At 55.8% G+C, this 26,275-nt stretch carries 24 protein-coding genes; 8 read left to right on the top strand and 16 right to left on the bottom strand.

The window, feature by feature from the left end:
• Positions 1–116 precede the first annotated feature (116 nt).
• Complete coding sequence (locus ACFL9S_RS13420) at positions 117–704, top strand: LysE family translocator (protein WP_405262402.1); 588 nt, start codon at positions 117–119, stop codon at positions 702–704.
• Between the two features lie 124 nt (positions 705–828).
• Here ACFL9S_RS13420 and mqo read toward each other — a convergent pair whose 3' ends face one another.
• Together mqo and ACFL9S_RS13410 are read right to left on the bottom strand one after the other, a co-directional pair.
• Positions 829–2,391, bottom strand: coding sequence for a malate dehydrogenase (quinone) (gene mqo / locus ACFL9S_RS13415; RefSeq protein WP_405262401.1), 1,563 nt, complete (start codon positions 2,389–2,391; stop codon positions 829–831).
• Between the two features lie 319 nt (positions 2,392–2,710).
• Complete coding sequence (locus ACFL9S_RS13410; RefSeq protein ID WP_405262400.1) at positions 2,711–3,166, bottom strand: carboxymuconolactone decarboxylase family protein; 456 nt, start codon at positions 3,164–3,166, stop codon at positions 2,711–2,713.
• 60 nt (positions 3,167–3,226) lie between these two features.
• Between ACFL9S_RS13410 and ACFL9S_RS13405 the strand changes: the two genes are divergently transcribed.
• Positions 3,227–4,651, top strand: coding sequence for a PLP-dependent aminotransferase family protein (locus ACFL9S_RS13405; protein ID WP_405262399.1), 1,425 nt, complete (start codon positions 3,227–3,229; stop codon positions 4,649–4,651).
• Between the two features lie 31 nt (positions 4,652–4,682).
• Here the strand turns inward: ACFL9S_RS13405 and tpiA are convergent, their stop codons facing one another.
• The gene (gene tpiA, locus ACFL9S_RS13400; protein WP_133846367.1) at positions 4,683–5,450 is read right to left on the bottom strand and encodes a triose-phosphate isomerase; all 768 of its coding nucleotides are present in this window, start codon (positions 5,448–5,450) and stop codon (positions 4,683–4,685) included.
• 118 nt (positions 5,451–5,568) lie between these two features.
• Entirely contained in the window at positions 5,569–6,162 is a 594-nt protein-coding gene (locus ACFL9S_RS13395; protein ID WP_405262398.1) for a YiiQ family protein, read from the bottom strand.
• A gap of 91 nt (positions 6,163–6,253) precedes the next feature.
• Here ACFL9S_RS13395 and ACFL9S_RS13390 point away from each other — a divergent pair, with 91 nt between their 5' ends.
• On the top strand, positions 6,254–6,697 hold the full coding sequence (locus ACFL9S_RS13390; RefSeq protein WP_405262397.1) for a DUF805 domain-containing protein: 444 nt from the start codon (positions 6,254–6,256) through the stop codon (positions 6,695–6,697).
• Here the strand turns inward: ACFL9S_RS13390 and fpr are convergent.
• Positions 6,688–7,434: a ferredoxin--NADP(+) reductase gene (gene fpr / locus ACFL9S_RS13385; protein WP_405262396.1), complete on the bottom strand. Its 747-nt coding sequence runs from the start codon at positions 7,432–7,434 to the stop codon at positions 6,688–6,690. The genes ACFL9S_RS13390 and fpr overlap by 10 nt on opposite strands.
• 308 nt (positions 7,435–7,742) lie before the next feature.
• On the opposite strand from fpr, the gene emrD reads away from it, so the two are divergent.
• On the top strand, positions 7,743–8,921 hold the full coding sequence (gene emrD, locus ACFL9S_RS13380; RefSeq protein ID WP_405262395.1) for a multidrug efflux MFS transporter EmrD: 1,179 nt from the start codon (positions 7,743–7,745) through the stop codon (positions 8,919–8,921).
• A gap of 58 nt (positions 8,922–8,979) precedes the next feature.
• On the opposite strand, the gene glpX is transcribed toward emrD, so the two are convergent.
• The 3 genes from glpX to ACFL9S_RS13365 form a co-directional block, all read right to left on the bottom strand.
• Positions 8,980–9,990 (bottom strand): class II fructose-bisphosphatase, encoded by a 1,011-nt coding sequence (gene glpX, locus ACFL9S_RS13375; protein ID WP_405262394.1) that lies wholly within the window; start codon positions 9,988–9,990, stop codon positions 8,980–8,982.
• 99 nt (positions 9,991–10,089) lie between these two features.
• Entirely contained in the window at positions 10,090–11,604 is a 1,515-nt protein-coding gene (gene glpK, locus ACFL9S_RS13370) for a glycerol kinase GlpK (protein ID WP_405262393.1), read from the bottom strand.
• 34 nt (positions 11,605–11,638) lie between these two features.
• Positions 11,639–12,481, bottom strand: a complete 843-nt coding sequence (locus ACFL9S_RS13365; protein WP_405262392.1) for an MIP/aquaporin family protein — start codon at positions 12,479–12,481, stop codon at positions 11,639–11,641.
• Positions 12,482–12,926: 445 nt separating this feature from the next.
• On the opposite strand from ACFL9S_RS13365, the gene zapB reads away from it, so the two are divergent.
• Positions 12,927–13,166, top strand: coding sequence for a cell division protein ZapB (gene zapB / locus ACFL9S_RS13360; RefSeq protein ID WP_133846359.1), 240 nt, complete (start codon positions 12,927–12,929; stop codon positions 13,164–13,166).
• Positions 13,167–13,241: 75 nt separating this feature from the next.
• On the opposite strand, the gene rraA is transcribed toward zapB, so the two are convergent.
• From rraA to priA, 7 genes are all read right to left on the bottom strand, one after another.
• Complete coding sequence (gene rraA, locus ACFL9S_RS13355) at positions 13,242–13,727, bottom strand: ribonuclease E activity regulator RraA (protein ID WP_133846358.1); 486 nt, start codon at positions 13,725–13,727, stop codon at positions 13,242–13,244.
• Positions 13,728–13,833: 106 nt separating this feature from the next.
• Positions 13,834–14,760 carry a 1,4-dihydroxy-2-naphthoate polyprenyltransferase gene (locus tag ACFL9S_RS13350; RefSeq protein ID WP_405262391.1) on the bottom strand — a complete coding sequence of 309 codons (927 nt, stop codon included), beginning with the start codon at positions 14,758–14,760 and terminating at the stop codon, positions 13,834–13,836.
• A 164-nt stretch (positions 14,761–14,924) separates the two neighbouring features.
• Positions 14,925–16,256, bottom strand: coding sequence for an HslU--HslV peptidase ATPase subunit (gene hslU / locus ACFL9S_RS13345; protein ID WP_405262390.1), 1,332 nt, complete (start codon positions 16,254–16,256; stop codon positions 14,925–14,927).
• A gap of 12 nt (positions 16,257–16,268) precedes the next feature.
• A complete protein-coding gene (hslV, locus tag ACFL9S_RS13340; RefSeq protein ID WP_133846355.1) occupies positions 16,269–16,799 on the bottom strand; it encodes an ATP-dependent protease subunit HslV in 531 nt (176 codons plus the stop codon).
• A 90-nt stretch (positions 16,800–16,889) separates the two neighbouring features.
• On the bottom strand, positions 16,890–17,807 hold the full coding sequence (gene ftsN, locus ACFL9S_RS13335) for a cell division protein FtsN (RefSeq protein ID WP_405262389.1): 918 nt from the start codon (positions 17,805–17,807) through the stop codon (positions 16,890–16,892).
• A gap of 179 nt (positions 17,808–17,986) precedes the next feature.
• Positions 17,987–19,024: a DNA-binding transcriptional regulator CytR gene (gene cytR / locus ACFL9S_RS13330; protein ID WP_405262388.1), complete on the bottom strand. Its 1,038-nt coding sequence runs from the start codon at positions 19,022–19,024 to the stop codon at positions 17,987–17,989.
• 207 nt (positions 19,025–19,231) lie between these two features.
• Positions 19,232–21,430: a primosomal protein N' gene (gene priA / locus ACFL9S_RS13325; RefSeq protein WP_405262387.1), complete on the bottom strand. Its 2,199-nt coding sequence runs from the start codon at positions 21,428–21,430 to the stop codon at positions 19,232–19,234.
• A 221-nt stretch (positions 21,431–21,651) separates the two neighbouring features.
• Between priA and rpmE the strand changes: the two genes are divergently transcribed.
• A complete protein-coding gene (rpmE, locus tag ACFL9S_RS13320; RefSeq protein WP_133846351.1) occupies positions 21,652–21,864 on the top strand; it encodes a 50S ribosomal protein L31 in 213 nt (70 codons plus the stop codon).
• A gap of 170 nt (positions 21,865–22,034) precedes the next feature.
• On the opposite strand, the gene metJ is transcribed toward rpmE, so the two are convergent.
• Positions 22,035–22,352: a met regulon transcriptional regulator MetJ gene (gene metJ, locus ACFL9S_RS13315; protein WP_133846350.1), complete on the bottom strand. Its 318-nt coding sequence runs from the start codon at positions 22,350–22,352 to the stop codon at positions 22,035–22,037.
• Positions 22,353–22,595: 243 nt separating this feature from the next.
• On the opposite strand from metJ, the gene metB reads away from it, so the two are divergent.
• Complete coding sequence (gene metB, locus ACFL9S_RS13310; RefSeq protein WP_405262386.1) at positions 22,596–23,756, top strand: cystathionine gamma-synthase; 1,161 nt, start codon at positions 22,596–22,598, stop codon at positions 23,754–23,756.
• A 2-nt stretch (positions 23,757–23,758) separates the two neighbouring features.
• On the top strand, positions 23,759–26,194 hold the full coding sequence (locus ACFL9S_RS13305; RefSeq protein ID WP_405262385.1) for a bifunctional aspartate kinase/homoserine dehydrogenase II: 2,436 nt from the start codon (positions 23,759–23,761) through the stop codon (positions 26,192–26,194).
• Positions 26,195–26,275 lie beyond the last annotated feature (81 nt).

The raw sequence follows: 26,275 nt of genomic DNA, 5'->3' as shown, positions 1-26,275 counted from the left end.
GTACAGTGATAACTTTTGGGATATTGTACGCATAACAATAGCGGGTTTCTGCATCTGTTACCATTGCTGGCGGCTGATTACACTGATGCTCTCACTTGGAATGCAGGACAGAAATCATGCTTGATCCCTCTTTTATCAGCTACGTGACCGTGATGTCGATCACCCCAGGCCCGAACAATCTGATGCTGGCCACATCTGGCGTGAACTTTGGCATACGCCGTACACTGCCGATGGTCAGCGGCATTCTGATCGGCTGTGGATTACAGACGGCGCTGGCGGGGGCGATGCTTGAGGTGTTACTGCAATGGATGGGCGCGATACGTCTGCCGTTGACCCTGCTCGGTTGCACCTATCTTCTGTGGCTGTCGTGGAAGATTTTCCGTTCTGGTGCGCCAGAGCTGCGTGAGAAAGCGCGACCCATGACGTTTGTCGGCGGGGCGTTGTTCCAGGCCGTGAATCCTAAAGCCTGGCTGATGGCGATTAACGTGGCGCTGATGTACACCGTGAACAGTACGATTCTGACGGTGATGCTGAGCTTTATGGCGCTGAACCTGCCGTGCATTCTGGTCTGGGCGATGATGGGCGATCGACTGGGAAAACATTTGCAGGTGGCGTGGAAACTCCAGCTGTTTAACAGCCTGATGGCGCTGTCATTGCTGGTGACCACGGTGTGGATGCTGGTGGAGGCTTTTCAACTGGCGTAAGCGCAGGGGCGTTGGGTCAGGCATGCCTGACCCCTACAAAAGAACGTGCAGGGGCGCTGGGTCTACCCCTACAACGAACCGTAAAACGATGTAGGGGCGTGGCATGCCGCGCCCGTTACACCGGCTACTTGCCCACCACTGAATCCACCACAACGACGGGTTCGTCATTCGCTGCCGGGTTCATTGGTGCGTAATCCAGTTGCAGAATACGGCTGGTTTCGGCCAGTTCGCGTTCAGTGGCCGCCACGTTGCCGTTCAGTTTCTGGCCGTAGAACGGAATAATGGCTTTCAGCTTATTCTGCCAGTCCGGCGTCACCATCTGCTCTCTGAACACTTTGCTCATCAGATCCAGCATGATCGGTGCTGCCGTAGACGCGCCCGGAGACGCACCAAGCAGTGCCGAAATGGTGCCATCCTGCGAGGTCACCACTTCGGTGCCCAGCTTCAGTACACCGCCTTTCGCGGCATCCTTCTGAATAATCTGCACGCGCTGACCCGCTTTCACCAGGCGCCAGTCGGCTTTTTGGGCGTCCGGGAAGTATTCGCGCACGGCGTTGATGCGGTCATCTTCGTTCAGCATCACCTGGCCCACCAGATACTTCACCAGGTCAAAATTATCCAGGCCAACGCGTACCATCGGCATCAGGTTAGATGGCGTAATGGAACCGAACATATCCCACAGTGAACCCTGCTTCAGGAACTTGGTGGAGAAGGTGGCGAACGGCCCGAACAACAGGACCTGCTTGCCATCCAGCGTGCGCGAGTCAAGATGCGGTACGGACATCGGCGGTGCGCCCACCGAGGCTTTGCCATACACCTTAGACTGATGACGCTTCACCACGTCCGGGTTATCGGTCACGAGGAACTCACCACCGACCGGGAAGCCGGCATAGTTTTTCGCTTCCGGAATACCGGATTCCTGCAGCAGCGTCAGCGCTGCGCCACCGGCACCGATAAACACGTATTTCGCCCTGATGATTGTTTTCTCATCGTTGTTTTTCAGGTCGGATACGGTGATGCTCCAGGTGCCATCGTCATTGCGTTTAATCGCACGCACTTCGTGGCTGGTCTGGCGTTCAAAGTTTTTGCTCTGCTGTAACGATGCCACCAGCTGGCGGGTTATTTCACCGAAATTCACATCGGTTCCGGTAGGAATACGGGTCGCCGCGACTTTCTGCGCGCTGTCACGACCTTCCATCACCAGTGGCACCCACTCTTTGATCTGTTCCGGGTCTTCAGAGAACTCCATTCCGCGGAACAGGGTGCTCTGTTGCAGGGCGGTAAAACGCTTCTTCAGAAAATCGACGTTTTCTTTGCCCCAAACGAAACTCATATGCGAGACGCTGGTGACAAAGCTGCGCGGATCGCGCAGAACATTACGCTGCACCTGATGTGCCCAGAAGCGGCGGGAAACCTGGAAGGCTTCGTTAATTTCCACCGCTTTTTTGATATCGACAGAACCGTCTGCGTTCTCTGGGGTGTAGTTCAGCTCCATCAGGGCGGAATGGCCGGTCCCGGCATTATTCCAGCCGTTTGAGCTCTCTTCCGCTACACCATCCAGACGCTCTACCATGCCGATGCGCCATTCTGGCTCCAGCTCTTGCAGGTAGGTACCGAGTGTGGCGCTCATTACGCCACCCCCGATCAGTAATACATCGACGTGCTTCTCTACTGCCATTTTGCGCATGAGACGACATCTCCGTGTTGAGGGAAATCAACATGTTAAGTAGAGAAGCAGTGGCAGGTCTTCTGGAGCCCGTCTGACTGCTTCGCCCTTTTGGATTTCTGACAGCGAAAGCCCACACGAACTGAATGTGTTTAATCACTGTTCAAAAGCGTCAAAAATATAGCATTGTTACGGGGTAATTAAAAAAGTGTTTAAAGATTAAAAATGAGAATGATGAACGTTAAAAAATAAGCAATATTGATACGGGCCGTTGAACGGCCCGCGATGATGAAGGAGATCCTACAGGATAATAATGGGTAACTAATTGAACAGAATAGAGTTAGAGTCGGGGAGCGCTGTCCGGTAATTTGCGCAGGGCGATAGCCAGTCGGTTGTAGGCATTCATTAAACCAATGGTGATCGTGAGGTCAGCGATCTCTTTGTCACTAAATTCTGCTTGCACCTGAGCAAAAACCTCGTCCGGCGCATGAGTCTGTGCAATCAGCGTCAGTGATTCTGCCCAGGCCAGTGCCGCCTGCTCCCGGCTGGAGAACCAGCTACCTGCTTCACGCCAGACTTTGGTGAGCACAATTTTGTCCCACGGCAGGCCTGCTTTATGTAACGCTTTGGTGTGCATGTCGATACAGTAAGCACAGCCGTTGATCTCAGAGACGCGCAGGAAGGCCAGCTCAATAATATCGTGTGGCAAACCACTCTTTGCGACATAGGCAGAGACACCTGCCAGCGCTTTCATACCTGCGGGTGAAGCCGTGTAGAAGTCGATACGTTCGCTCATTGCCTTGTCCTTTTATCAGGGGTAGGGCGCTATTCTCATCTGTTTTATGGGCGTCTAAAAGTGCCAGGAATTCACAAAAACAATGGTCCATCCGTTCCCGATATTCTGCTGCGGCGTGACACGGGCCACTCGCTGAGTGAGCAGATCCGCGAGGGGATGACGCAGGCGATTGATGAAGGGCGTCTGAAGCCCGGATCGCGCGTGCCTTCCTGTCGCGATCTGGCCGCACAGCTTGGCGTGGCAAGAGGGACGGTCCGCTCCGCGTATGACATGCTGGTCGACAGTCAGCGGCTGGTGGCAAAAGGGTCGGCAGGCACCTGGGTGAGCGAGGTTCAGCGCTCCCCCGCTGACAACCTACCGCCGGATACGGCGGTGATGGCACCACTGGCGACCGTTATCCATGCTTTTGACCGACCACCGCTGACGTTTCAGTTAGGTGTGCCTGCCAACGATGCCTTTCCGGCCAAGGTCTGGTCGCGCATTCTCACGCGTCACGCCAGGGAAATGGTCAGTAAACCCATCGGCTATTCCGATCCGCGTGGCAGCCAGGCACTGCGGGAACAGCTGGTCAGCTACCTGTCAATGGCACGTGGCATTCGTTGCCAGGCTTCCCAGGTGATCATCACTCATGGTTATGCCGGGGCGCTGGGGCTGATCTGCCTGGCGCTGGGGTTGCGTGGCAAGTCGGTATGGACAGAAGATCCCGGTTACCTGCTGGCCCGTAAGGCGCTAACGCTGGCAGGCGTCGACGCCATTCCCGTTGCGGTGGATGAGCAAGGGTTGTGCGTGGCGGAGGGCGTTCGGCTGGCGGCAGAGGCCGCTGCGGTGCTGGTCACTCCCGGTCAGCAGGCTCCGTTAGGTATGACTCTGTCGCTGGAACGGCGCGCGGCGCTGCTGGCGTGGGCGGAACGCCAGGCAAGCTGGATTATAGAGGATGACTATCTCGGTGAGTTGCAGCTGGAGGGGCGGGCGGCCCCGGCGCTGGATGGTGGGCGCGTACTGCATATTGGCACCTTCAGTAAAAACCTCAGCCCGTCGCTGCGCCTGGGCTATCTGGTGGTCCCGGCCTCACAGGCGGCGCATTTTGCTGAGACGGCCGCGCTGCTGGCACCCGCCTCATCTTTTGTTCTGCACAACGCCGTGGCGGAATTTTTGCACGAAGGCCACTTTATGCGTCACTTACGCCGGATGAAGCGGCTGTACAACGAACGGCTGGTGGCTCTGCTGGCGGCACTGCAACCGTTGTTCCCGCAGGCAGCGCGTGCGGCACTGGCGGTGATCATTGCGTTGCCTGAGGGATGCAAGGATGCGCGTATCGCCCATGAAGCACTGGCGTTTGGCATGGCGCCAACACCGCTGTCGGTGTGGTATCAGGATGATGGTCGTCGTCGTTATGGGCTGGTGCTGAGTGTGACCAATATGCCACGTGAAGGGTTTGATGCGTGTGCACAGCGGCTGAAAGCGCTGGTCGAAACGTTCGGTTAAATCCTGCCCCGGGGAGGGGCAGGAGGCATCATCAGGCTTTTTTCGCTGCAGCAGCAGCTTTAACGATCACTGCGAAAGCGTCTGCTTTCAGTGATGCGCCGCCCACGAGGGCACCGTCGATGTCTGGCTGAGCAAACAGCTCTGCCGCATTCTTATCGTTAACAGAACCGCCGTACTGAATGATGACCTGAGCGGCTACCGCAGCATCTTTCTTCGCGATATGGTCACGAATGAATTTGTGAACGGCCTGAGCCTGAGCTGGGGTGGCAGATTTGCCGGTACCGATAGCCCATACAGGTTCGTAAGCGACAACAACGCCGTTGAACGCGTCAGCGCCCAGGGTGTTCAGCACGGCATCGATCTGACGTGCGCACACTTCTTCGGTTTTGCCTGCTTCGTTTTCTGCATCGGTTTCACCGATGCACAGCACTGGGATCAGACCCGCTGCTTTCAGCACAGCGAATTTCTTCGCGATCAGTTCATCGCTCTCAGCGTGGTAAGTACGACGCTCAGAGTGACCGATGATGATGTATTGTGCGCCCAGATCTTTCAGCATATCGGCAGAGACTTCACCGGTGAATGCACCAGACAGGTTAACGTCAACGTTCTGCGCACCCAGTGCGATATGGCTACCGGAAATGGCATGTTTCGCCTGATCCAGATACATCACAGGCGGAGCAATCGCCACACCACAACCATCAACACCGCTCAACTCGGTACGCAGACCGGCGATCAGTTCGTTGACCATGTGTTTGTTGCCGTTCAGTTTCCAGTTACCCATAACTAATGGATGTCGCATTGTATCCTCCACGCTTAGAGAGTATTAAAGCTGCCAGCAGGCAGCATTGTCTGCCAGACAGTATAGAGATCAAACATTGGAAAGGCTTTGCTTTTCGTCATCCTTTGCTCCTGTCGTCTCAGGGGGTACTCAAGGCCAGTTTCAACGGTTCCACCGCAAAGGTTAATCCTTTATCGCCGTTATCGGCCACGATAAAGCGCAGTGCCCCTTCGCTCTGTTGGTAAAAACGAGAGCCTTTTCCTTTGGTCATCAGCGCCTCGGCACGTTTCTGGCTTTGGGCTTCACTCAGCATCGGTTCGAAGTAATGAATCAGCGCCGCGATGTACGCCAGTGCTTTATCGCGTGAGGCTTTCTGTTCCGGGCCGGGAATGGGTAGCCAGGTGATCTGCAACGTTTTGATTTTTCCTGTGCCCTGCTCCAGCGCGGTCGACGAATAAAGATTTTCGTTGATCTTGCTGGCAGCACGCGTCAGATTGCTTTTATCATTCCGGCTGTCAATGGCGCGATATTCACCTAACGGTAATGTGTTATTGGCAGCATTATACTTTTCGCGAAACTGGCCGATAGTCATATCAAAGGTGGGGGCGCCGGCCTGTAAGTAGGGCGCGCCAGGCAGATGCTCATTCCGATCCTGTGGATCAGGATCGGCGTGGGCCGCAGCGATCGTCATTGCGGATAGCAGTGCAACTGCTGCCAAAATCGCGTTCTTCATTTCAATGACCCTAACCAGTAAACTTAGCCCAAGATTAAAACGGACAATGACCGGCAAAGTCAAAGGGCACCCGGACTCTGAGATAAAAATAATGACGTTACAGCAATGGTGTTTCTCTTTTCGTGGTCGTCTTGGACGGCGCGACTTCTGGATCTGGCAGGTGGCCTGGCTGTTGATGCTGGTGCTGTTATTTACGCTGGCGGGCAATGGTCTGTTAGATACGCAGACGGCGGCATTCTGCGTCGTGGCCCTGCTGTGGCCTACCAGTGCGGTCATGGTGAAACGACTGCATGACCGCAACAAAGGTGGCCAGTGGGCGCTGTTGTTTATTGTTGCCTGGATGCTGATGGCGGGCCACTGGGCGATATTGCCAGGGGATGCACAGTGGCTGGTGGGGCGTTTTATTCCCACACTGATCATGGTCGGTATGTTGGTTGAACTGGGGGGATTTGCGGGCAAGGCGGGTGATAACCGGTTTGGTAAAGCGACGCAGTCAGTGGTGTATCTGCGCCGCCGTGCAGCGGATTACCAGTAATGCTCGCTGGTCATATGCCCGGGTTTGCGTTTGAGATGTTTACGCATGCCGCGGGTCTCCTTTAACAGCTGCTGGGTGTCGCGCACCATTTGCGGGTTGCCGCACAGCATGACGTGACTGTGTTCGGCATCAATAATCAGTCCGGTGGCGGCTTCCAGCTGGCCACTCTCAATCAGTGCGGGTACTCTGCCCGTCAGTGAGCCGGGGATCTCTTCGCGACTGACCACGGTTTGAATCTGGAGCTTTCCACTGTAACGCTGCTGGAGTTCCTGCATCCGTGGCAGATAACTCAGATCCTGCGCATAGCGCGCGGCATGGACCAGCACGATATTTTGGAAGCGATCCAGCCCTTTTCCTTCCTGTAAAATCGACAGATATGGCCCGATAGCGGTGCCGGTTGCCAGCATCCACAGCGTTTCACACTCAGGGACCTCATCAAGCACAAAGAAGCCCTGAGCATCCTGAGTCATCATCACCTCATCACCGGGTTTCAGCGCATGCAGTCGTGGGCTGATCTTCCCTTTTGGCACGGTGATCAGGTAGAACTCCAGATTGTCATTGCTGGGCGCATTCACAAAGGAATAGGCGCGCACCACGCGTTCGCCGTCAATTTCCAGTGCCAGCTTGGCATATTGCCCGGCGGTAAACGGGTCGATGGGGGCGGTCACCGTCAGGCTGAACAGGCTGTCGGTCCAGTCGGTGACATGTTTAACGCGGGCATTAACCCATACGGCCATAACAAACTCCTTCATTCGCTTGCGACATAAGTGACGACTCTGCGGCTATCTTCGCCAGCCATCGGTTTTTTTTCCAGCCGATGGCTGGGTGAAAGCTCATATGAACAAAGTATGAGCACTATTTAAACGTAGCGTAAAAAATGTTTTACAGACACGCCTGCTTTTACTGACAGCGACGGCAGCGCTATTTACCGCGTCCCCCTCGCTTTGCCACATATTCCTGATATTTTCAGCGCCATTATGCCGGTATGACTGGCCGCCCCTGCTGATCGGGCGAGTTTTCCGCTTTTTAGAAGAGTCGTAAGTTGATGAATAAAATTGAAAATGGTCATCTGCTGGTGATGCTGATGGCTTTGCTGGCGGTGGGGCAGATGGCGCAAACCATCTATGTTCCGGCAATGTCGACTATTGCTGATGTTTTCCATGTACGCGATGGCGCGGTACAACGAGTGATGGCTGCCTATCTGATGGCTTACGGCGCCTCGCAACTGTTTTATGGCCCGCTGTCTGACAGCATCGGGCGTCGCCCGGTGATCCTGATGGGAATGGCGGTGTTTATTGCCGGATCGCTCACTGCGCTGCTGGCAGACAGTCTGAATGGCCTGGTACTGGGTGCGGCTATTCAGGGAATGGGCACGGGTGTTGCCGGAGTGATGGCACGGACGATGCCGCGCGATCTCTACGCTGGTAGTGCGCTGCGTCAGGCCAACAGCCTGCTGAATATGGGGATTCTGGTCAGCCCACTGATTGCGCCAGTGATTGGCGCCGGGCTGACACACCTGTTTGGCTGGCGAGCTTGTTTCGCATTTTTACTGTTGTTGTGCATGGCTGTTACTGCGGCGATGCTGCGCTGGCTGCCGGAAACGCGCCCCGAAGGGCAGCAGACGCGTCCGCTGTTCTCCCGTTACCGTCCGCTGCTGGCCGACGGTAGTTTTGTACGTTATCTGGTGATTCTGATCGGTGCGCTGGCCGGGATTGCGGTGTTTGAAGCCAGCTGTGGCGTGCTGATGGGCGGTGTACTGGGTTACAGCAGCCTGGCGGTCAGCATACTGTTTATTTTGCCCCTGCCTGCGGCCTTCTTTGGTGCGTGGTTTGCCGGACGCAGTGAAAAGCCCTTTACCACGGTGATGTGGTACGCGGTGAACAGTTGCCTGCTGGCGGGTGTAATGATGTGGATCCCCGGCTGGCTGGGCGTGATGAATCTGTGGACGCTGACTGTGCCTGCGTCGCTGTTCTTTTTTGGCGCCGGGATGCTGTTCCCGCTGGCAACGACGGGTGCAATGGAACCCTGGCCGTATATGGCAGGCACCGCCGGGGCGCTGGTGGGGGGATTACAAAATCTCGGTTCCGGGCTGGTCGCCTGGCTGTCTGCGCTGTTGCCGCAAACCGGACAGTTCAGCCTTGGAATGCTGATGTTTGCCACTGCGCTGCTGATCCTGCTGTGCTGGCTGCCGCTGTCGAAGCGACCGCAGGCGCATGCAGTGTAAAGGGTGCATTCGTCTGGCAAGGGAGGACCGAAACAAAAGGCCCGCCCTTGCAGGGAGATCACAAAATATACTGGTGCAGGCTTTCGTCTTTGAGGTCGAGATAATGGATCGACTGAATACGGCGGATGGTGCGGGACTTGCCGCGGATCAGCAGCGTTTCAGTGGTCGCCATATTGCCCTGACGGGTGATACCTTTTAACAGGTCGCCGCTGGTGATGCCGGTTGCGGAGAAAATCACGTTGTCGTTGCGCGCCATCTCTTCCAGCTTCAGCACCTGTCCGGCAGCAATCCCCATTTCCGCACAGCGTGACAGCTCCTGTTCACCTAACTGACGGTTGTCCGGGGTATCGCCTTTCACGTCATGACGTGCCAGCAGGCGTGCCTGCATATCGCCATCCAGCGCACGGATAACCGCAGCTGATACCACGCCTTCCGGTGCCCCGCCGATGCCGTACATCACGTCGACTTCGCTGTCCGGCATACAGGTGAGGATCGACGCGGCGACATCACCGTCCGGGAAGGTAAACACGCGCACACCAAGCTGTTGCAGGCTGGCAATCATCGCATCGTGGCGGGGTTTCGCCAGCAGGGTCACGGTCAGCTCTGTCAGAGGTTTATTCAGGGCGCGGGCAACGCGTTGCAGGTTCTCTTCCAGCGGCAGGTTGAGGTCAATAGCGCCTTTCGCCCCAGGGCCGACGACCAGCTTTTCCATATACATATCGGGTGCATGCAGGAAGGTGCCTTTGTCCCCGACGGCCATCACGGCCAGCGCGTTGGCCTGGCCCAGTGCGGTCATGCGCGTGCCTTCGATGGGGTCGACAGCAATATCCACTGCATCACCGTTGCCTGTTCCGACTTTCTCGCCGATATACAGCATCGGCGCTTCATCAATTTCCCCTTCGCCAATCACGATCTGACCGTCGATATCCACTTTGTTGAGCATAATGCGCATCGCGTGTACGGCCGCGCCGTCCGCCGCGTTTTTATCGCCACGCCCCAGCCATTTATAGCCAGCCAGTGCCGCGGCTTCTGTTACGCGGGAAAATTCAATCGCCAGTTCTCGTTTCATGACATGCCTTAAGGAAACTAATGAGGCAGGAAGTTTATCACAGGGAGCGGAGCGGGGAAGGAAGATACCCGTGGTCAGGCGACCACGGGCAGGAGGTGATTACTTGTCGTCAGCGTCTTCCCATGCCTGCGCACGGGCGACGGCTTTCTTCCATCCGGCGTAAAGCACGTTACGCTGGGTGGTTTCGATGCTTGGGCGGAATTCACGCTCAATAACGGACTTGGCGCGCACTTCATCCAGATCTTTCCAGAAGCCTACCGCCAGACCCGCAAGGTAAGCAGAACCCAGCGCAGTGACTTCACGCACTTCAGGGCGTTCAACGCGCGCACCGAGAATATCGGCCTGGAACTGCATCAGGAAGTTGTTCGCCACAGCACCACCGTCAACGCGCAGCGATTGCAGGCGGGTGTTGGCATCGTTCTGCATCGCTTCCAGCACGTCACGCGTCTGATAAGCAATGGATTCCAGCGTAGCGCGAATGATGTGGTTAGCATTGGCACCACGCGTCAGGCCGAAGATCGCGCCTCGGGCATACGGGTCCCAGTAGGGGGCACCCAAACCGGTGAACGCTGGCACCATATACACGCCGTTGGTGTCTTTGACTTTGGTGGCGAAATATTCGGAGTCAGTCGAGTCACTGATCAGTTTCATTTCGTCACGCAGCCACTGAATGGATGCACCGCCAATAAACACCGCACCTTCCAGTGCATAGTTCACTTCGCCACGCGGGCCACAGGCGATGGTGGTCAGCAGGCCGTGAGTGGAGGTCACCGCTTCGGTACCGGTGTTCATCAACATAAAGCAGCCGGTGCCGTAGGTGTTTTTCGCCATGCCCGGTTGGACGCACAGCTGGCCATACAGCGCCGCCTGCTGGTCACCCGCAATACCGGCGATCGGAATACGCGTTCCGCCTTTACCACCGATGTTGGTCTGGCCGTAAACCTCTGACGAGGATTTCACTTCCGGCAACATTTCACGCGGGATATCGAGGATTTCCAGCATGCGCTGATCCCACTCCAGCTTGTGAATGTTGAACATCATGGTACGGGAGGCGTTGGTGTAGTCGGTGATATGAACCCGTCCCTGCGTCATTTTCCACACCAGCCAGGAGTCGACGGTGCCGAACAGCAGCTCGCCACGGCGCGCGCGTTCACGGGAACCTTCAACGTGGTCGAGGATCCACTTCACTTTGGTGCCGGAGAAGTACGGGTTAATCACCAGGCCGGTGGTATGACGGATGTACTCTTCCAGACCTTCTTTTTTCAGCTTCGAGCAGTAGTCGGCAGTACGCGGATCCTGCCAGACGATGGCGTTGTAGATCGGCTTGCCCGTTTCTTTGTCCCAGATAATGGTGGTTTCACGCTGATTGGTGATACCAATGGCGGCAATCTCGTCAGAGTTAATGTCCGCATGTGCCAGCACTTCGACCAGGGTGGAGCTTTGCGACGCCCAGATATCCATCGGGTCATGCTCAACCCAACCCGCTTTCGGGTAGATTTGCTGGAATTCGCGCTGTGACACCGCGACGATATTGGAGTCATGATCCAGAATCACGGCGCGGGAACTGGTGGTTCCCTGGTCGAGTGCGACGATGTATTTTTTTTCTACGGTCATAATAGATTCCTGATGATGTAAGCAATGAGCAGGATTAGGCTTTACGCTGTGCAGCGCGCGGTGCTGATTTTTCCTGTTTCTCCACAACCTTACCTGGAAGGTTGTTGGCAATCAGGGCGCGGTAGCCAAAGGCACCGAGGCTTGCACCGATCAGTGGGCCAAAGATCGGAACAAGGAAATACGGAATATCACGGGCGCCGGTGAAGGCAACATTACCCCAGCCAGCGACCCAGGCGAACAGCTTAGGTCCGAAATCACGTGCCGGGTTCAGTGCAAAGCCGGTCAGTGGACCCATCGCTGCGCCGATAATGGCGATCAGGAAACCAATCAGCAGCGGTGCCATTGCGCCACGCGGCAGGCCGTTACCGTCATCAGTCAGCGCCATAATCAGTGCCATCATGATAGCGGTAATGACCATTTCAACCAGGAATGCCTGACCTACGCTGATGTGCGGGTTAGGGTAGGTGGAGAAGATGCCCGCGAGGTCGAGGCTCTCGACGCTGCCACGTACCATGTGATGTGTCTGTTCGTAATCGAGGAACAGATTGTGATACAGGCCGTACACCAGCGCTGCAGAGCAAAATGCACCCGCTACCTGTGCCACGGCATAAGGCAGCACTTTACGCCCTTCAAAATTGGCGAACAGCCACAGCGCGACGCTGACGGCGGGGTTCAGGTGAGCGCCTGAAATGCCGGCGGTCAGATAAACGGCCATCGCAACGGCCAGGCCCCAGACAATACTGATTTCCCAGAGGCCGAAGCTGGCTCCGGCAAGTTTCATTGCGGCAACGCAGCCAGCACCGAAAAAGATGATCGTGGCAGTGCCGAGAAATTCGGCGATGCACTGCCCCTTAAGTGTACTTGTTGTCTGACTCATGATGAATTCCTGAAGGCGAGGTTAATGGTTTAGCTTCTTAGTTTTGCTTCATCCGTGAATCACCCAAATCTTATGTAGGGCTGTTGTGAATTTATCGTTAACGAGCATAAACGAGAAATAGCGAAGTCAAAAACTGTGTTCTGCGTCATATAAATGAGCGTTTTCGCGTATTTTTGCCTTCCAAAAACCACCCTGTGAGCGTTTGATCGCGCGTGAAATGTGCAATTATTTAACCCTGAACTTACATCCGGGCGGGGAAGATGTTAATGAGACCAGGTATAGACTGAAAATTGTTACAGACTACGCCCTGTAAGGGTTCGCTACTGGACTTGAGCTGTCGCTCTACTTACAATCGGGGAATCGTTGTTATCCGCGGAATGCCGGTTCATTCCTCACCCCTGCGGCTAGCATCATCAACGCCCTGCGATTAGGAGAGGTTATAGACATGTCATTTGAAGTATTCGAGAAACTGGAAGCGAAAGTGCAGCAGGCGATTGATACCATCACGCTGTTGCAGATGGAAATCGAAGAGCTTAAAGAACAAAACGGTAATTTGAACCAGCAGGTTCAGCAGGCAGCAGGCAGCAGTGATGCACTGGTGCGTGAAAATCAGCAGTTAAAAGAAGAGCAGCATGTCTGGCAGGATCGTCTGCGGGCTTTGCTGGGAAAAATGGAAGAGGTGTAATGCTGCACCTGGCGTAAAAGCAGGAAGCAAGCAGAAAACGGGTGCCCTGGGGGCACCCATTTTATATGTTCGTATTTATTCGATGTCGAGCGCGTCTTCGGACAGGATCATACCGGTGTTGTCTGCGTACAGATGATCGCCGGAGAAGAATGTTACCCCGCCAAAATTCACACGCACGTCGCTTTCACCTATGCCTTCACCGGCGGCCCCGGCAGGAATAGCCGCGATGGCCTGAATACCGATATCCAGTTCTTCCAGATCATCGACCTGGCGCACGGAGCCATACACCACAATGCCTTCCCACTCATTTTGCTGAGCCAGCGTTGCAAGCGCGGCATCCACCAGCGCTCGGCGTACTGAACCGCCACCATCAACCAGCAGAACGCGGCCACGGCCGTTTTCCTCCAGCAAATCATAGAGCAGCCCGTTATCTTCGAAACATTTTACCGTGGTGATTTGCCCGCCAAACGAGGTGCGACCACCAAAGTTTGAGAAAAGCGGTTCAACGACATTCACATCTTCATGGTAGATGTCGCACAGTTCTGAAGTATCGTATTTCATAGGGGTTTCGTCTGTTTGCCGCAGGAGGGCTAAGTATATCGCTTAAAGGCCGCTGTTGGCAAAATCATCAATTGTTAAAAATTGCGATGGGTCAAGCACATCGCGTTTAGCTGAACATCAAGCCGACGGCAAACAGGACATTAATCAGCAGGGCCGTTTTAACGGTTTTTTCCAGCATGGGCCGCATCGCCAGTGCGCTGGTTTCTTTCAGGATGAAACGCCCGTGCTGCCATAACAGGGGCGCCGCGAGCAGGAATAACCAGCCTGCCGGACGCAGGCCGACCAGCATACTGTAGAGGGCAAAGCAGGCCAGTGCTGTGGTTAACAGCACGGCATGATAGCGGCGCGCGCCATGAGCACCCAGGCGTACCGCCAGCGTAAATTTGCCATTCTGCCGGTCACTGTCGATATCGCGCAGGTTGTTGACGTTCAGCACGGCGGTGGCCAGCAGGCCGCAGCCACTGGCGGGAAGCAGCAGCAGCGGATCAATCTGGTGTGTTTGCAGATAGCTACTGCCGATGACTCCCAGCCAGCCAAAAAAGATCATCACGGACAGATCCCCAAGACCAAGATAGCCATAGGGTTTTTTCCCGACCGTATAGGCGATGGCCGCGACCATCGCCAGCGCACCCATTGCCACAAATCCGAGAATATCGGCGGGCGACTGGCAGGCCCGCAGGATCAGCAGCAGGCCGCAACCGGTGGTGATCGCCACGGTCAGCATCAGTGCGATGCGCATCTGTTCTTTGGTGATCGCCCCTTTCTGCATACCACGCAACGGCCCGATACGCTGTGGTGTATCACTGCCTTTCAGCGCATCGCCATAGTCATTCGCCAGGTTAGAGAGGATCTGCAAGAGGGTGGTGGTCAGCAGCGCCAGCAGGGCGATGGAGGGGTCAAAATGCCCCTGGTGCCACGCCAGTGCGCTACCGGTAATGATCGAGGCACAGGCCAGTGGCAGTGTGCGCAGACGCAGGCTTTCCAGCCAGGCCTGGGGCATTGAGAGTGGGGGAGCCAGTTGACTATTATCCATGACAGGTTGCGCCTCCGATCCGCTTCAGGTCCAGTGTGGCGAGTGCCAACACGATATCGGTATCATGGTAAGGGGGATTTGCTTAGCAGGAATTAATCCTGGTCAAGTTGGCAGAGGATATAAAAAAAGGAGGCCGAAGCCTCCTGATGTGTCGAGCCGTTTGATTACAGGATAAAGCGGCTGAGATCTTCGTCAGCCACCAGCTCATCCAGATGTTTGCCCACATACTCGGCATCAATGGTAATCGACTGGCCATTCAGGTCGCTGGCATCAAAGGAGATATCTTCTATCAGACGCTCCATCACGGTATGCAGACGACGTGCGCCGATGTTCTCAGCGGTCTCATTCACCTGCCATGCGGCAGAGGCAATCTTACTGATACCGTCAGGGGTAAAGTTAATCTCCACACCTTCGGTGTTCATCAGCGCCTTATACTGCACGGTGATGGAAGCACTTGGCTCGGTGAGGATGCGCTCGAAGTCGTGAGTGGTGAGCGCCTGCAGTTCAACGCGGATAGGCAGACGACCCTGCAACTCAGGGATCAGGTCTGACGGGCTGGCCACCTGGAAAGCACCGGAAGCGATAAACAGGATGTGGTCAGTTTTTACCATGCCGTGTTTTGTCGATACCGTACAACCTTCGACCAGTGGCAGCAGGTCACGCTGTACACCTTCGCGAGACACGTCAGGACCGGATGATTCACCACGTTTACAGACTTTATCGATCTCATCGATAAACACGATACCGTGCTGTTCAACCGCGTCGATCGCTTCCTGCTTCAGTTCTTCTGGATTCACCAGCTTGGCGGCTTCTTCTTCCACCAGCAGTTTCATCGCCTCTTTGATCTTCAGCTTGCGCGGTTTCTGCTTCTGCCCGCCGAGGTTCTGGAACATCGACTGGAGCTGGCTGGTCATCTCCTCCATGCCCGGAGGCGCCATGATTTCTACGCCACCGGACACCGCAGCCAGATCGATTTCAATCTCTTTGTCATCCAGCTGGCCTTCACGCAGTTTCTTGCGGAATGACTGGCGCGCAGTCGAAGGCTCGGGTGCCACTTCATTCTGGCCCCAGTTATTTTTTGCCGGTGGGATCAGCACATCGAGAATGCGTTCTTCGGCCAATTCTTCAGCACGGTAGCGATATTTCTCAATCGCCTGCGAGCGCACCATTTTAATCGCAGAATCGGTCAGATCGCGGATAATCGAATCCACTTCTTTACCCACATAGCCCACTTCGGTGAACTTGGTCGCTTCCACTTTGATAAACGGGGCGTTAGCCAGTTTTGCCAGGCGGCGGGCAATTTCCGTTTTACCGACCCCGGTTGGGCCGATCATCAGAATGTTTTTTGGCGTCACTTCATGACGCAACTCTTCGTCCAGCTGCATGCGGCGCCAGCGGTTACGCAGCGCGATGGCGACGGCACGTTTGGCGCCATCCTGGCCGATGATAAATCTGTTCAGTTCGCTGACAATCTCGCGCGGAGTCATAGCAGACATAAATTAGGATCCTTACGCTTTAGACGGTAATGCTTCGATGGTGAGGTTATGGTTGGTATAGATGCAGATATCACCTGCAATACCTAGCGCTTTTTCCACGATGTCGCGTGCGCCGATGTCGGTGTTTTCCAGCAGAGCGCGTGCCGCTGCCTGAGCGTATGGACCGCCTGAACCGATAGCAATGAGGTCGTTTTCTGGCTGGATGACATCCCCGTTACCGGTAATGATCAGCGAGGCATTTTCATCGGCCACGGCCAGCAGCGCTTCAAGCTTGCGCAGCATGCGGTCGGTGCGCCAGTCTTTCGCCAGTTCAACGGCCGCTTTCACCAGATGACCCTGGTGCATTTCCAGTTTGCGTTCAAAAAGTTCAAACAGAGTGAAGGCATCGGCGGTACCGCCTGCAAAGCCCGCAATGACTTTGTCATTGTAGAGACGACGCACTTTTTTGACGTTGCCTTTCATCACCGTGTTGCCGAGGGTAGCCTGGCCATCACCGCCAATCACTACCTGGCCGTTGCGTCGTACACTTACTATTGTTGTCACGGGCAGACCCCTTATTGCAGTCGGAAGATGACCCCGTACGTTTTGTACGGGGTACTGATGCAATCAGATATGGGGCGGGTTTGAGGGGTTTCAACCCCCGACAGAGAGAGGAATACAATTTGAGTGGCCGGAACCACGCAGGCGTTTCAGCGTGCTGTCGGCCGCACCACGGTTGTTATATGGGCCGATCACGACACGATTCCAGCCCCCGCCGGTAGTGATTCTGCTTTCAAACCCTTCAAAGGCTAACTGAGCACGAATGGACTCGGCCTGGTCGGTGCCTTTGAAGGAACCACACTGCACCATCCAGCGCTGCGCGCTCTCTTTTTCAGCTTCTTTTGGTTTGGTTTCCACTTTCGGCTGCGCGGTAATTTCCGGTTTCGGCTGGCGAACAGGTTCGCGGGTGACCGGGGTTATTGCTGCCGGACGCGGTGTCTGAGTTTGGGTCTGAGTTTGAGTTTGAGTCTGCTGCGTGCGCGGCGGTTGCGTTTGCTGCTGCGGCATACGCGACTGCTGCTGGAGTTGGCTCTGCTGCTGCTGACGTTGAATAGTCTGCTGACGCTGTGCGGGCGTTTGTTCATTCCACGGCACTTCGTTGAGCTGGGTAGGCTGCTGGCGCATATCGGCCTGCATCTGATCCAGTAGCTGACGCTGTTCATCGGTTAACTGGGTCTGGGAATGCGCTTCGCCCCCCGACGTCGGTTCTGTTGGCGTAGGAACCCCAAGCTGACGGTTTTCCAGCTCTTTGATATAACGCCAGCGTTCTTCCGGTTTGGGTGGCAGACCATTACCGGTCGCTTTGTGGTCGGGGATCACCGGCGTATCTTCTTTCTTATGATGTGCGATAAACCACAAGCCACCGATAAAGGTGACCAGAACGGCAACTGCCAGCACTATCATGATTTTTGATACACCCGATCCACTGCTGCGCTTCTTGCTGCGACTGTTGGTACTTTTGCGACGCGTCCCTGTCGAACGCCCGCGGCCTACATAATCTTTTTGTGCCACTATCGTTCCGCTAATAATCTATGAAGGTAAGTCCGGGCTAAATAGAGTGAAAATGTGTACCCGATGATAGCCCGCCATGTTACTGAAGGGCCGGAAGTTTGACCAGCAGCGATCTTACTAAGAATCCGCTGAATTTGCCCACAAGCAGGCATGGCGTGCTACCGGCTATCTGGGGAAAGTCAGTCTTCGTCGCGAAGTGAGGGGGCGGTGCTACCGCGAATTTTCAGCTCAAAGTCCAACAGGCGTGAACCGTTACTGACCATTCTGCCCTGTAACTGCTCTAGCAAGAGTAGCATTGCTTCGCGACCTATGTTGAAACGCGGTTGAGCAACGGTGGTTAATTGTGGATCGCTGTAGCGTGACAGCTCGATATCATCGAAGCCGATGATCGACAGATCTTTCGGTACACGCAGGCCCATATTCTTCGCCTGCGACATGGCACCCAGTGCGATGATATCGCTGTGGCAGAACAAGGCATCGGGTGGTTTCGGCAGTGTCATCAGATGTTTCATCGCCTGTGAACCGGCATCGAAGGTGAAGTCACCCCGCACGATATAGGTCGGGTCGACCGTCATGCCGTGACGGCGCAGAGCCTGTATATAGCCCTGCAGGCGATACTGGCACAGCGGCATCTCTTCCGGGCCGGAGATGCAGGCAATACGGCGATGTCCGAGCTTTTGCAGATGGTTAACGGCTTCAAAGGCAGCCGTCAGGTTATCAATATGCACCGTCGGCAGCCCCAGTTCCGGTGCGAACTCATTCGCCATGACCATCGGAGGCAGATTACGTTGCTCTTCTACCCCGGTGTCAAAGGGCACGTTGGAACCAAGCAGTACCATGCCGTCGATCTGACGGGTCAGCATCAGATTAAGAAAGGATTTTTCCTGTTGGTTCTGGTGAGCGCAGTCACCAATCAAGACCAGATACCCTTCGGCCGCCGCCACGACTTCAATGCCGCGAATAATTTCACTGAAAAACGGGTCGCAAATATCGGGCACAATGACCAGTACGGTCCGGGATTCGCTGCGTCGGGCGCTGCGCGTCATCGAATGCGGGGAGTAGCCGACGGCGATCACCGCCTGTTCAACCTTATAGCGTGTTGCAGCAGAGACCTTTTCCGGATTCATCAGGGCGCGGGAAACCGTTGCCGTTGATACGCCTGCTTTGTCAGCCACGTTTTTCATGGTCACCACGGATGTGTCTTGATTCTGCTCCAACGCTTTTCTCCTCACGCCAGCCCCTGAGCCGACCTGACCAACTGATGACGATGTTATTGTCCGGCGACTAAAAATATCGCTTGCGGTGAACGACCCCGCATTCTTAACAGATCTGCGAGGTGGCTGTTACTTAATTTGCATAAAAATTGTGACTTGTGCGACTTTTTTCGATCCAGTGCGCAACTTTGCAGGCAATCGATTACGTTGTCAGCTTTCTGTCGGGTCGATATCTAACGTCCATTTCACTTTACGGGACTGAGGCAGGGTGGAGATCAGGGGGAGGCTGGATTTAATCAGGCGCTGCAGGACGGCGCGCGAAGGGTGTTGCAGCAGGAGCTGCCAGCGATAACGGCCACTGCGTTTTGCCTGTAAGGCCGGAACCGGGCCCATGACCCAGAATGATTCACTGTTAAGGGGGCTGGCTTCCAGCAAATTGCGCAGCTGCTGCAGGAAGAGACTGGCCTGCTGATTGTCATGGTCTTCTGCACGAAACAGCGCGTGGCTGGTGAATGGCGGCAGGAATACGCTATTGCGCTCGCTGAGCGCCTGGCGTGCGAAGGCATCGTAACCCTGATGCATCAGAGTTTGCAGCAGCGGATGTTCCGGGTGATGGGTTTGTAACAGCACTTCTCCTTGTTTACCGGCTCGTCCGGCACGTCCGGCGACCTGGGTATACAGCTGGGCAAAGCGCTCCGCCGAACGGAAGTCCGCAGAGAACAGCGCGCCATCGACGTCCAGCAGTGATACCAGCGTAACGTCGGGGAAGTGGTGGCCTTTTGCCAGCATTTGCGTTCCCACCAGAATGCGTGCCCCGCCGCGATGAACTTCAGCCAGTTGCTGCTCCAGCGCCCCCTTGCGGCTGGTGGTATCGCGGTCGATACGCGTCAGCGGGACGCCCGGAAACAGTTCGCCAATATTGTGTTCGAGCTGTTCTGTCCCCAGCCCGACCGGCACCAGATGCGTAGAACCACACTGCGGGCACTGATGAGGGACCGGACGCTGGCTGTCACAGTGGTGGCAGCGCAGCTGGCGCTGATGCTGGTGCAGGGTGTAGTAGCGGTCACAGCGCTGGCATTCGGCAATCCAGCCGCACTCGTGGCACAGCAGCGTTGGCGAGAAACCACGACGGTTGAGGAATAACAGGACCTGGTTATCGGCCTTGAGATGCTGGCCAATTTTCTTAATCAGCATCGGAGACAAGCCGCCCTGGAGCTTGACGCCTTTCAGGTCAACCAGTAGCTGTGTGGCTTTGGTCGCATTTCCGGCACGTTTGCTGAGATTCAGCTGGCGATATTTGCCGGACTGCACATTTTGCAGGGTTTCCAGCGCCGGGGTCGCCGACCCCATCACGATCGGAATATCTTCCTGACGGGCGCGAAATACCGCCAGGTCGCGTGCGTGATAGCGCCAGCCCTCCTGCTGTTTATAAGAGCTGTCATGCTCTTCATCGATAATGATGGCGCCCAGGCGGGCAAACGGCGTGAAGAGGGAAGAGCGGGTGCCAATCACAATCGCGGTTTCGCCACTGCGCGCACGCAGCCACACGGCAAGGCGCTCGCTGTCGTTCAGCCCGGAGTGCAGCACATCAACCGGGGCGCTAAAGCGCTCACGAAAGCGGGCGATGGTTTGCGGTGTCAGGCCAATTTCCGGCACCAGCACTAAGACCTGGCGGCCGTTGGCCAGAATGTTTTCCAGAACGCTGAGGTAAACCTCGGTTTTGCCCGACCCGGTGATCCCCGCCAGTAACCAGGCAGAAAACTGATCGTCGGCGCTGCGGATGGCACCAACGGCCGTTGCCTGTTCAGTGTTGAGCCGCAGACGTTCGCCATTCACCGCATAGTTCTCCCGCCAGTCCTGGTGGGCACGTGGTTGCGCACGCAGCTCACACAGGCCTTTGGCGCGCAGTGCTTGCAGCGTGGCCTCGGTGATGTCGTGCTGGCTGACTTCATGGCGATACAGCCCGCTGTGGCGCAGCGCGGCCAGTGCCTGCTGTTGTTTCGGTGCGCGCTTGAGGCTTTCCGGGGCGGTGGCTTTACCTTCTTCGGTCATCAGCCATTGCCAAAGTGGGGCTTCTTCTGCGGCTTTCCCCTGGCGCAGTAGCACCGGCATAGCGTGGAACAGCACTTCACCCAACGGATAATGGTAATAGTCGGCAGCCCAGAGCAGGATGCGCCACAAGGAAGCGGGATAAAGCGAGTCGCTATCTAACACCTCGTGAACGCTTTTTAGCTGGTCGAGGGGGAAGTCGCTGTGTTCAACAATCCCAACTACCACGCCGATCGCTTTACGCTTACCAAAAGGCACGCTCACGCGCACACCCGGCACGGCATGGCTGAGGTGAGGTGGCAACAGATAATCAAAGTTGCGGGCAAGCGGAACGGGTAGCGCGACCTGAACAACGGGCATGGGTTCATCCGGGTGAAAAACAGGGCCAGTTAGTGTACACTGTGTCGTCCTGAATGTGCGGATCCGATTGCGGCGGCTGATGAGTTTCTGTATAGTTCGCCGCCGTTGGTACGACATTTTTGTACCAATATCCTGAAGTATTACTTTTAATCTTCGTGTGGTGCCGGTGCAGGAGTAATCCTGGCGCGGGAGAGCGACACGGCCTTAACTGAGGTTTTCCCATGAAAAAAGGCATTCACCCTAATTACGCTGAAGTTACTGCTAAATGTTCTTGCGGTAATGAAATCAAAACCCGCTCTACCGTGGGTCACGACCTGAACCTGGACGTGTGTGGCAACTGCCACCCGTTCTACACCGGTAAGCAGCGTGATGTTGCTAGCGGCGGCCGTGTGGATCGCTTCAACAAGCGTTTCAGCATCCCAGGCGCTAAATAAGCACCCTGAAAGAAACGGTTACCGTTTCGGATGTAAAAAAAACCCAGCCTCTGGCTGGGTTTTTTTATGTCTGCTATTCGGGAAGCGGCGGTGTGTGACATGGGGGGCTATCGGGTAATCCGGCCTGGCCCCGATGTGATATCAGGTGCCCGACCGGATTACCGAACTGTTTAATATTCCCAGGTCTCAGGATCTACACCCATTGCGCGCATGATCGCTTTTGCTTCCTCGGGAATTTCGTCACTGCGCTCTTTACGCAGGTCAACATCATCCGGCAGAGGCTGGCCGGTAAATGCATGCAGAAATGCTTCGCACAGCAGCTCGCTGTTGGTGGCATGACGCAAGTTATTAACCTGGCGGCGAGTGCGCTCATCGGTCAAAATCTTTAATACTTTCAACGGAATGGATACCGTGATTTTTTTAACCTGCTCGCTTTTTTTACCGTGTTCAGCGTAAGGGCTGATATATTCGCCGTTCCATTCAGCCATGAGTTACCTTAATCATATTAAATGTAGAATTGCCGAAATTTGGCTAATTATGCCCGAAGTCGATGGTCATCACACCGGGATGGCACAACTTTCTCTGGGGTATATCGACATAATTCTAACGGTTATTCACGCATTGCTCAATCTATACGCAAAGACATTTAGATGTCCAGATGTATTGACGTCTATCTCCCTGCTGTTTACTCTATCAGTCTTATCTGATTAACCAGCAGGAAGTTATGCACCATGACGCGTAAACAGGCAACCATCGCAGTACGTAGCGGTTTGAATGATGACGAGCAATATGGCTGCGTCGTCCCACCGATTCATCTCTCCAGCACCTATAACTTTACCGACTTCAATGAGCCGCGTGCTCATGACTATTCACGTCGCGGCAACCCGACGCGTGATGTGGTGCAGCGTGCGCTGGCTGAGCTGGAGGGGGGCGCGGGTGCAGTGATGACCAATACGGGCATGTCTGCCATCCATCTGGTGTGTACTGTCTTCCTGAAGCCAGGTGACCTGCTGGTGGCACCGCATGACTGTTACGGTGGCAGTTACCGTCTGTTCGACAGCCTGAGCAAACGCGGCGCATATCGCGTGAAATTTGTCGACCAGGGCGACGAAGCCGCGTTAAAGGCGGCACTGGCTGAAAAACCCAAGCTGGTGTTGATTGAAAGCCCAAGCAACCCGCTGCTGCGCGTGGTGGATATTACGTCAATCACCCAGGCCGCGGCAGAAGTGGGGGCAATTAGCGTGGTGGACAATACTTTCCTCAGCCCGGCTTTACAGAACCCGCTGGCGTTGGGCGCTGACCTGGTGATTCACTCTTGTACCAAATACCTTAACGGTCACTCCGATGTCGTGGCCGGTGCCGTTGTCGCCAAAGACCCGCAGCACGTGACCGAGCTGGCCTGGTGGGCGAACAATATTGGTGTGACCGGTGGCGCGTTTGACAGCTATTTGCTGCTGCGCGGCATGCGTACACTGGCCCCGCGTATGGCGGCGGCACAGCGTAATGCACTGGCGATTGTCGATTATCTGAAACAACAACCGCTGGTGAAAAAGCTGTATCATCCTTCCCTGCCGGAAAATGCCGGTCATCAGTTTGCGGTACGTCAGCAAAAAGGCTTTGGCGCCATGTTAAGTTTTGAGCTGAACGGTGATGAGGCGACGTTGCGTCGTTTCCTGAAAGCGCTGGAATTATTCACTCTGGCGGAATCGCTGGGCGGCGTTGAAAGCCTGATTTCTCACACTGCAACCATGACACATGCGGGCATGTCTGCTGAAGCGCGTGCGGCAGCGGGGATTTCGGAGACGCTGCTGCGTATTTCGGTGGGAATTGAAGATCACGAAGACTTAATCGCCGATCTGGATAATGCATTCCGGATCGCGGCCAAGAGGTAAGCATGAGTTATTCAGCAGTGGCAGTGGCAGACAGTTCACGGCAGTTACATAAATTTGGTGGCAGTAGTCTGGCCGATGCCAAATGCTATCTGCGTGTTGCCGGGATCATGGCAGAGTACAGCCAGCCGGGTGACCTGATGGTGGTCTCGGCGGCCGGTAGTACCACTAACCAGCTGATTAGCTGGCTTAAGTTGAGCCAGAGTGACCGGTTGTCTGCGCACCAGGTGCAGCAGGCATTACGGCGTTACCAGAGTGAGCTGATTAGCAGCCTGTTACCGCCGGATGTCGCTGACCCGCTGATTGCTGAATTTATTCATGATCTCGAAAAACTGGCCGCCCTGCTGGATAGCAAAATCACGGATGCGGTTTATGCACAGGTCGTCGGGCACGGTGAAATCTGGTCGGCGCGTCTGATGTCTGCGGTGCTGAACCTGCGGGATATTCATGCTGACTGGCTGGATGCCCGCGACTTCTTACGCGCCGAGCGTGCAGCACAGCCGCAGGTGGATGAAGCGAAGTCACAGCCGCTGTTACAGCAGTTGATGGCGCAGCGTCCTGCACAGCGTCTGGTGGTTACCGGGTTTATCTGTGCAAATGATGCGGGTGAAACGGTGCTGTTAGGGCGTAACGGCAGTGACTATTCGGCAACGCAGATCGGTGCGCTGGCCGGGGTGTCACGCGTGACCATCTGGAGTGATGTGGCCGGTGTGTACAGTGCTGACCCGCGTAAAGTGAAAGATGCCTGTCTGCTGCCGCTGCTGCGTCTGGATGAGGCCAGTGAGCTGGCACGTCTGGCGGCTCCCGTGCTGCATACGCGTACGCTTCAGCCGGTTTCCGGCAGCGACATCGATCTGCAGCTGCGTTGCAGCTATCAGCCGGAACAGGGATCAACGCGTATTGAACGCGTGCTGGCTTCCGGCACCGGGGCACGTATCGTCACCAGCCATGATGATGTTTGTCTGATCGAATTCCATGTGCCCGCACAGCATGATTTTGCCACGCGGCATAAAGAGATCGACCAGCTACTGAAGCGTGCGCAGGTACGCCCGCTGGCAATCGGTGTTCATCCTGACCGTAATCTGTTGCAGTTGTGCTACACCTCGGAAGTGGTGAACAGCGCGCTGGCTCTGCTGGAAGATGCGGGATTACCGGGTCGTTTGCAGCTGCGTGAAGGGATGGCAATGGTGGCGATGGTGGGAGCAGGTGTTTGCCGTAACCCGCTGCACAGCCACCGTTTCTGGCAGCAGATGAAAGATCAGCCGGTGGAGTTTATCTGCCAGTCGCAGGAAGGTATCAGCCTGGTAGCGGTGCTGCGCGTTGGGCCGACGGAACATCTGATCCGGGGTCTGCATCAGACGCTGTTCCGTGCGGAGAAGCAGGTGGGCCTGGTGCTGTTTGGCAAAGGCAATATCGGTTCCCGCTGGCTGGAGCTGTTTGCCCGTGAGCAGGAAACCATTTCTGCGCGCACCGGGTTTGAATTTATTCTCGCTGGCGTGGTGGACAGCCGTCGCAGTCTGTTGAGTTACGACGGTCTGGATGCCAGCCGTGCGCTGGCCTTCTTCGAAGAGGAAGCCGTAGAGCAGGATCAGGAGTCGCTGTTCCTGTGGATGCGTGCCCACCCGTTTGACGATCTGGTGGTGCTGGATGTGACCGCCAGTGAAACGCTGGCCGCACAGTATCTGGATTTCGCCAGCTACGGTTTTCACGTGATTGGTGCCAATAAAGTGGCGGGCGCGGCCAGCAGCAATAGCTATCGCCAGATCCGCGATGCCTTCGCGAAAACCGGACGTCACTGGTTGTATAACGCCACGGTGGGTGCCGGATTGCCGGTGAACCACACGGTGCGCGATCTGCGTGAAAGCGGAGACAGCATTTTGTCGATCAGCGGTATCTTCTCCGGCACGCTCTCATGGCTGTTCCTGCAATTTGACGGCACGGTGCCCTTTACCGAGCTGGTGGATCAGGCGTGGCAGCAGGGGCTGACTGAACCCGATCCGCGTGTCGATCTCTGCGGTCAGGATGTGATGCGCAAGCTGGTGATTCTGGCGCGTGAGGCGGGCTACGATATTGAGCCTGACCAGGTACGCGTCGAGTCGCTGGTTCCCGCCAGCTACCAGTCGGGGTCGGTGGATGATTTCTTTGAGAATGCCGATGAGTTGAATGACCAGATGGTTCAGCGCTTTGAAGCCGCTCAGGAACTGGGGCTGGTGCTACGCTACGTCGCGCGTTTCGATGCGAACGGTAAAGCGCGTGTGGGTGTGGAAGCGGTGCGTGACGATCATCCGCTGGCGGCGCTGCTGCCGTGCGATAACGTGTTTGCTATCGAAAGCCGCTGGTATCGCGATAACCCACTGGTGATCCGTGGGCCTGGCGCAGGGCGTGATGTTACCGCCGGAGCCATTCAGTCGGATCTCAACCGCCTGGCACAACTGCTCTGATCACCCAGGATGGGCCGGTTGCGGCCCATCCTTCGAAACGGGTCGATCGGAAAAGATGATCGACCCCTACGCCCTCATTTT

This window comes from Erwinia sp. AnSW2-5, assembly GCF_045107195.1.
Taxonomy (GTDB): Bacteria; Pseudomonadota; Gammaproteobacteria; order Enterobacterales; family Enterobacteriaceae; genus Erwinia.
The sequence above is the reverse complement of the archived record's forward strand: the minus strand, read 5'-3'. Positions and strand labels throughout refer to the sequence as shown.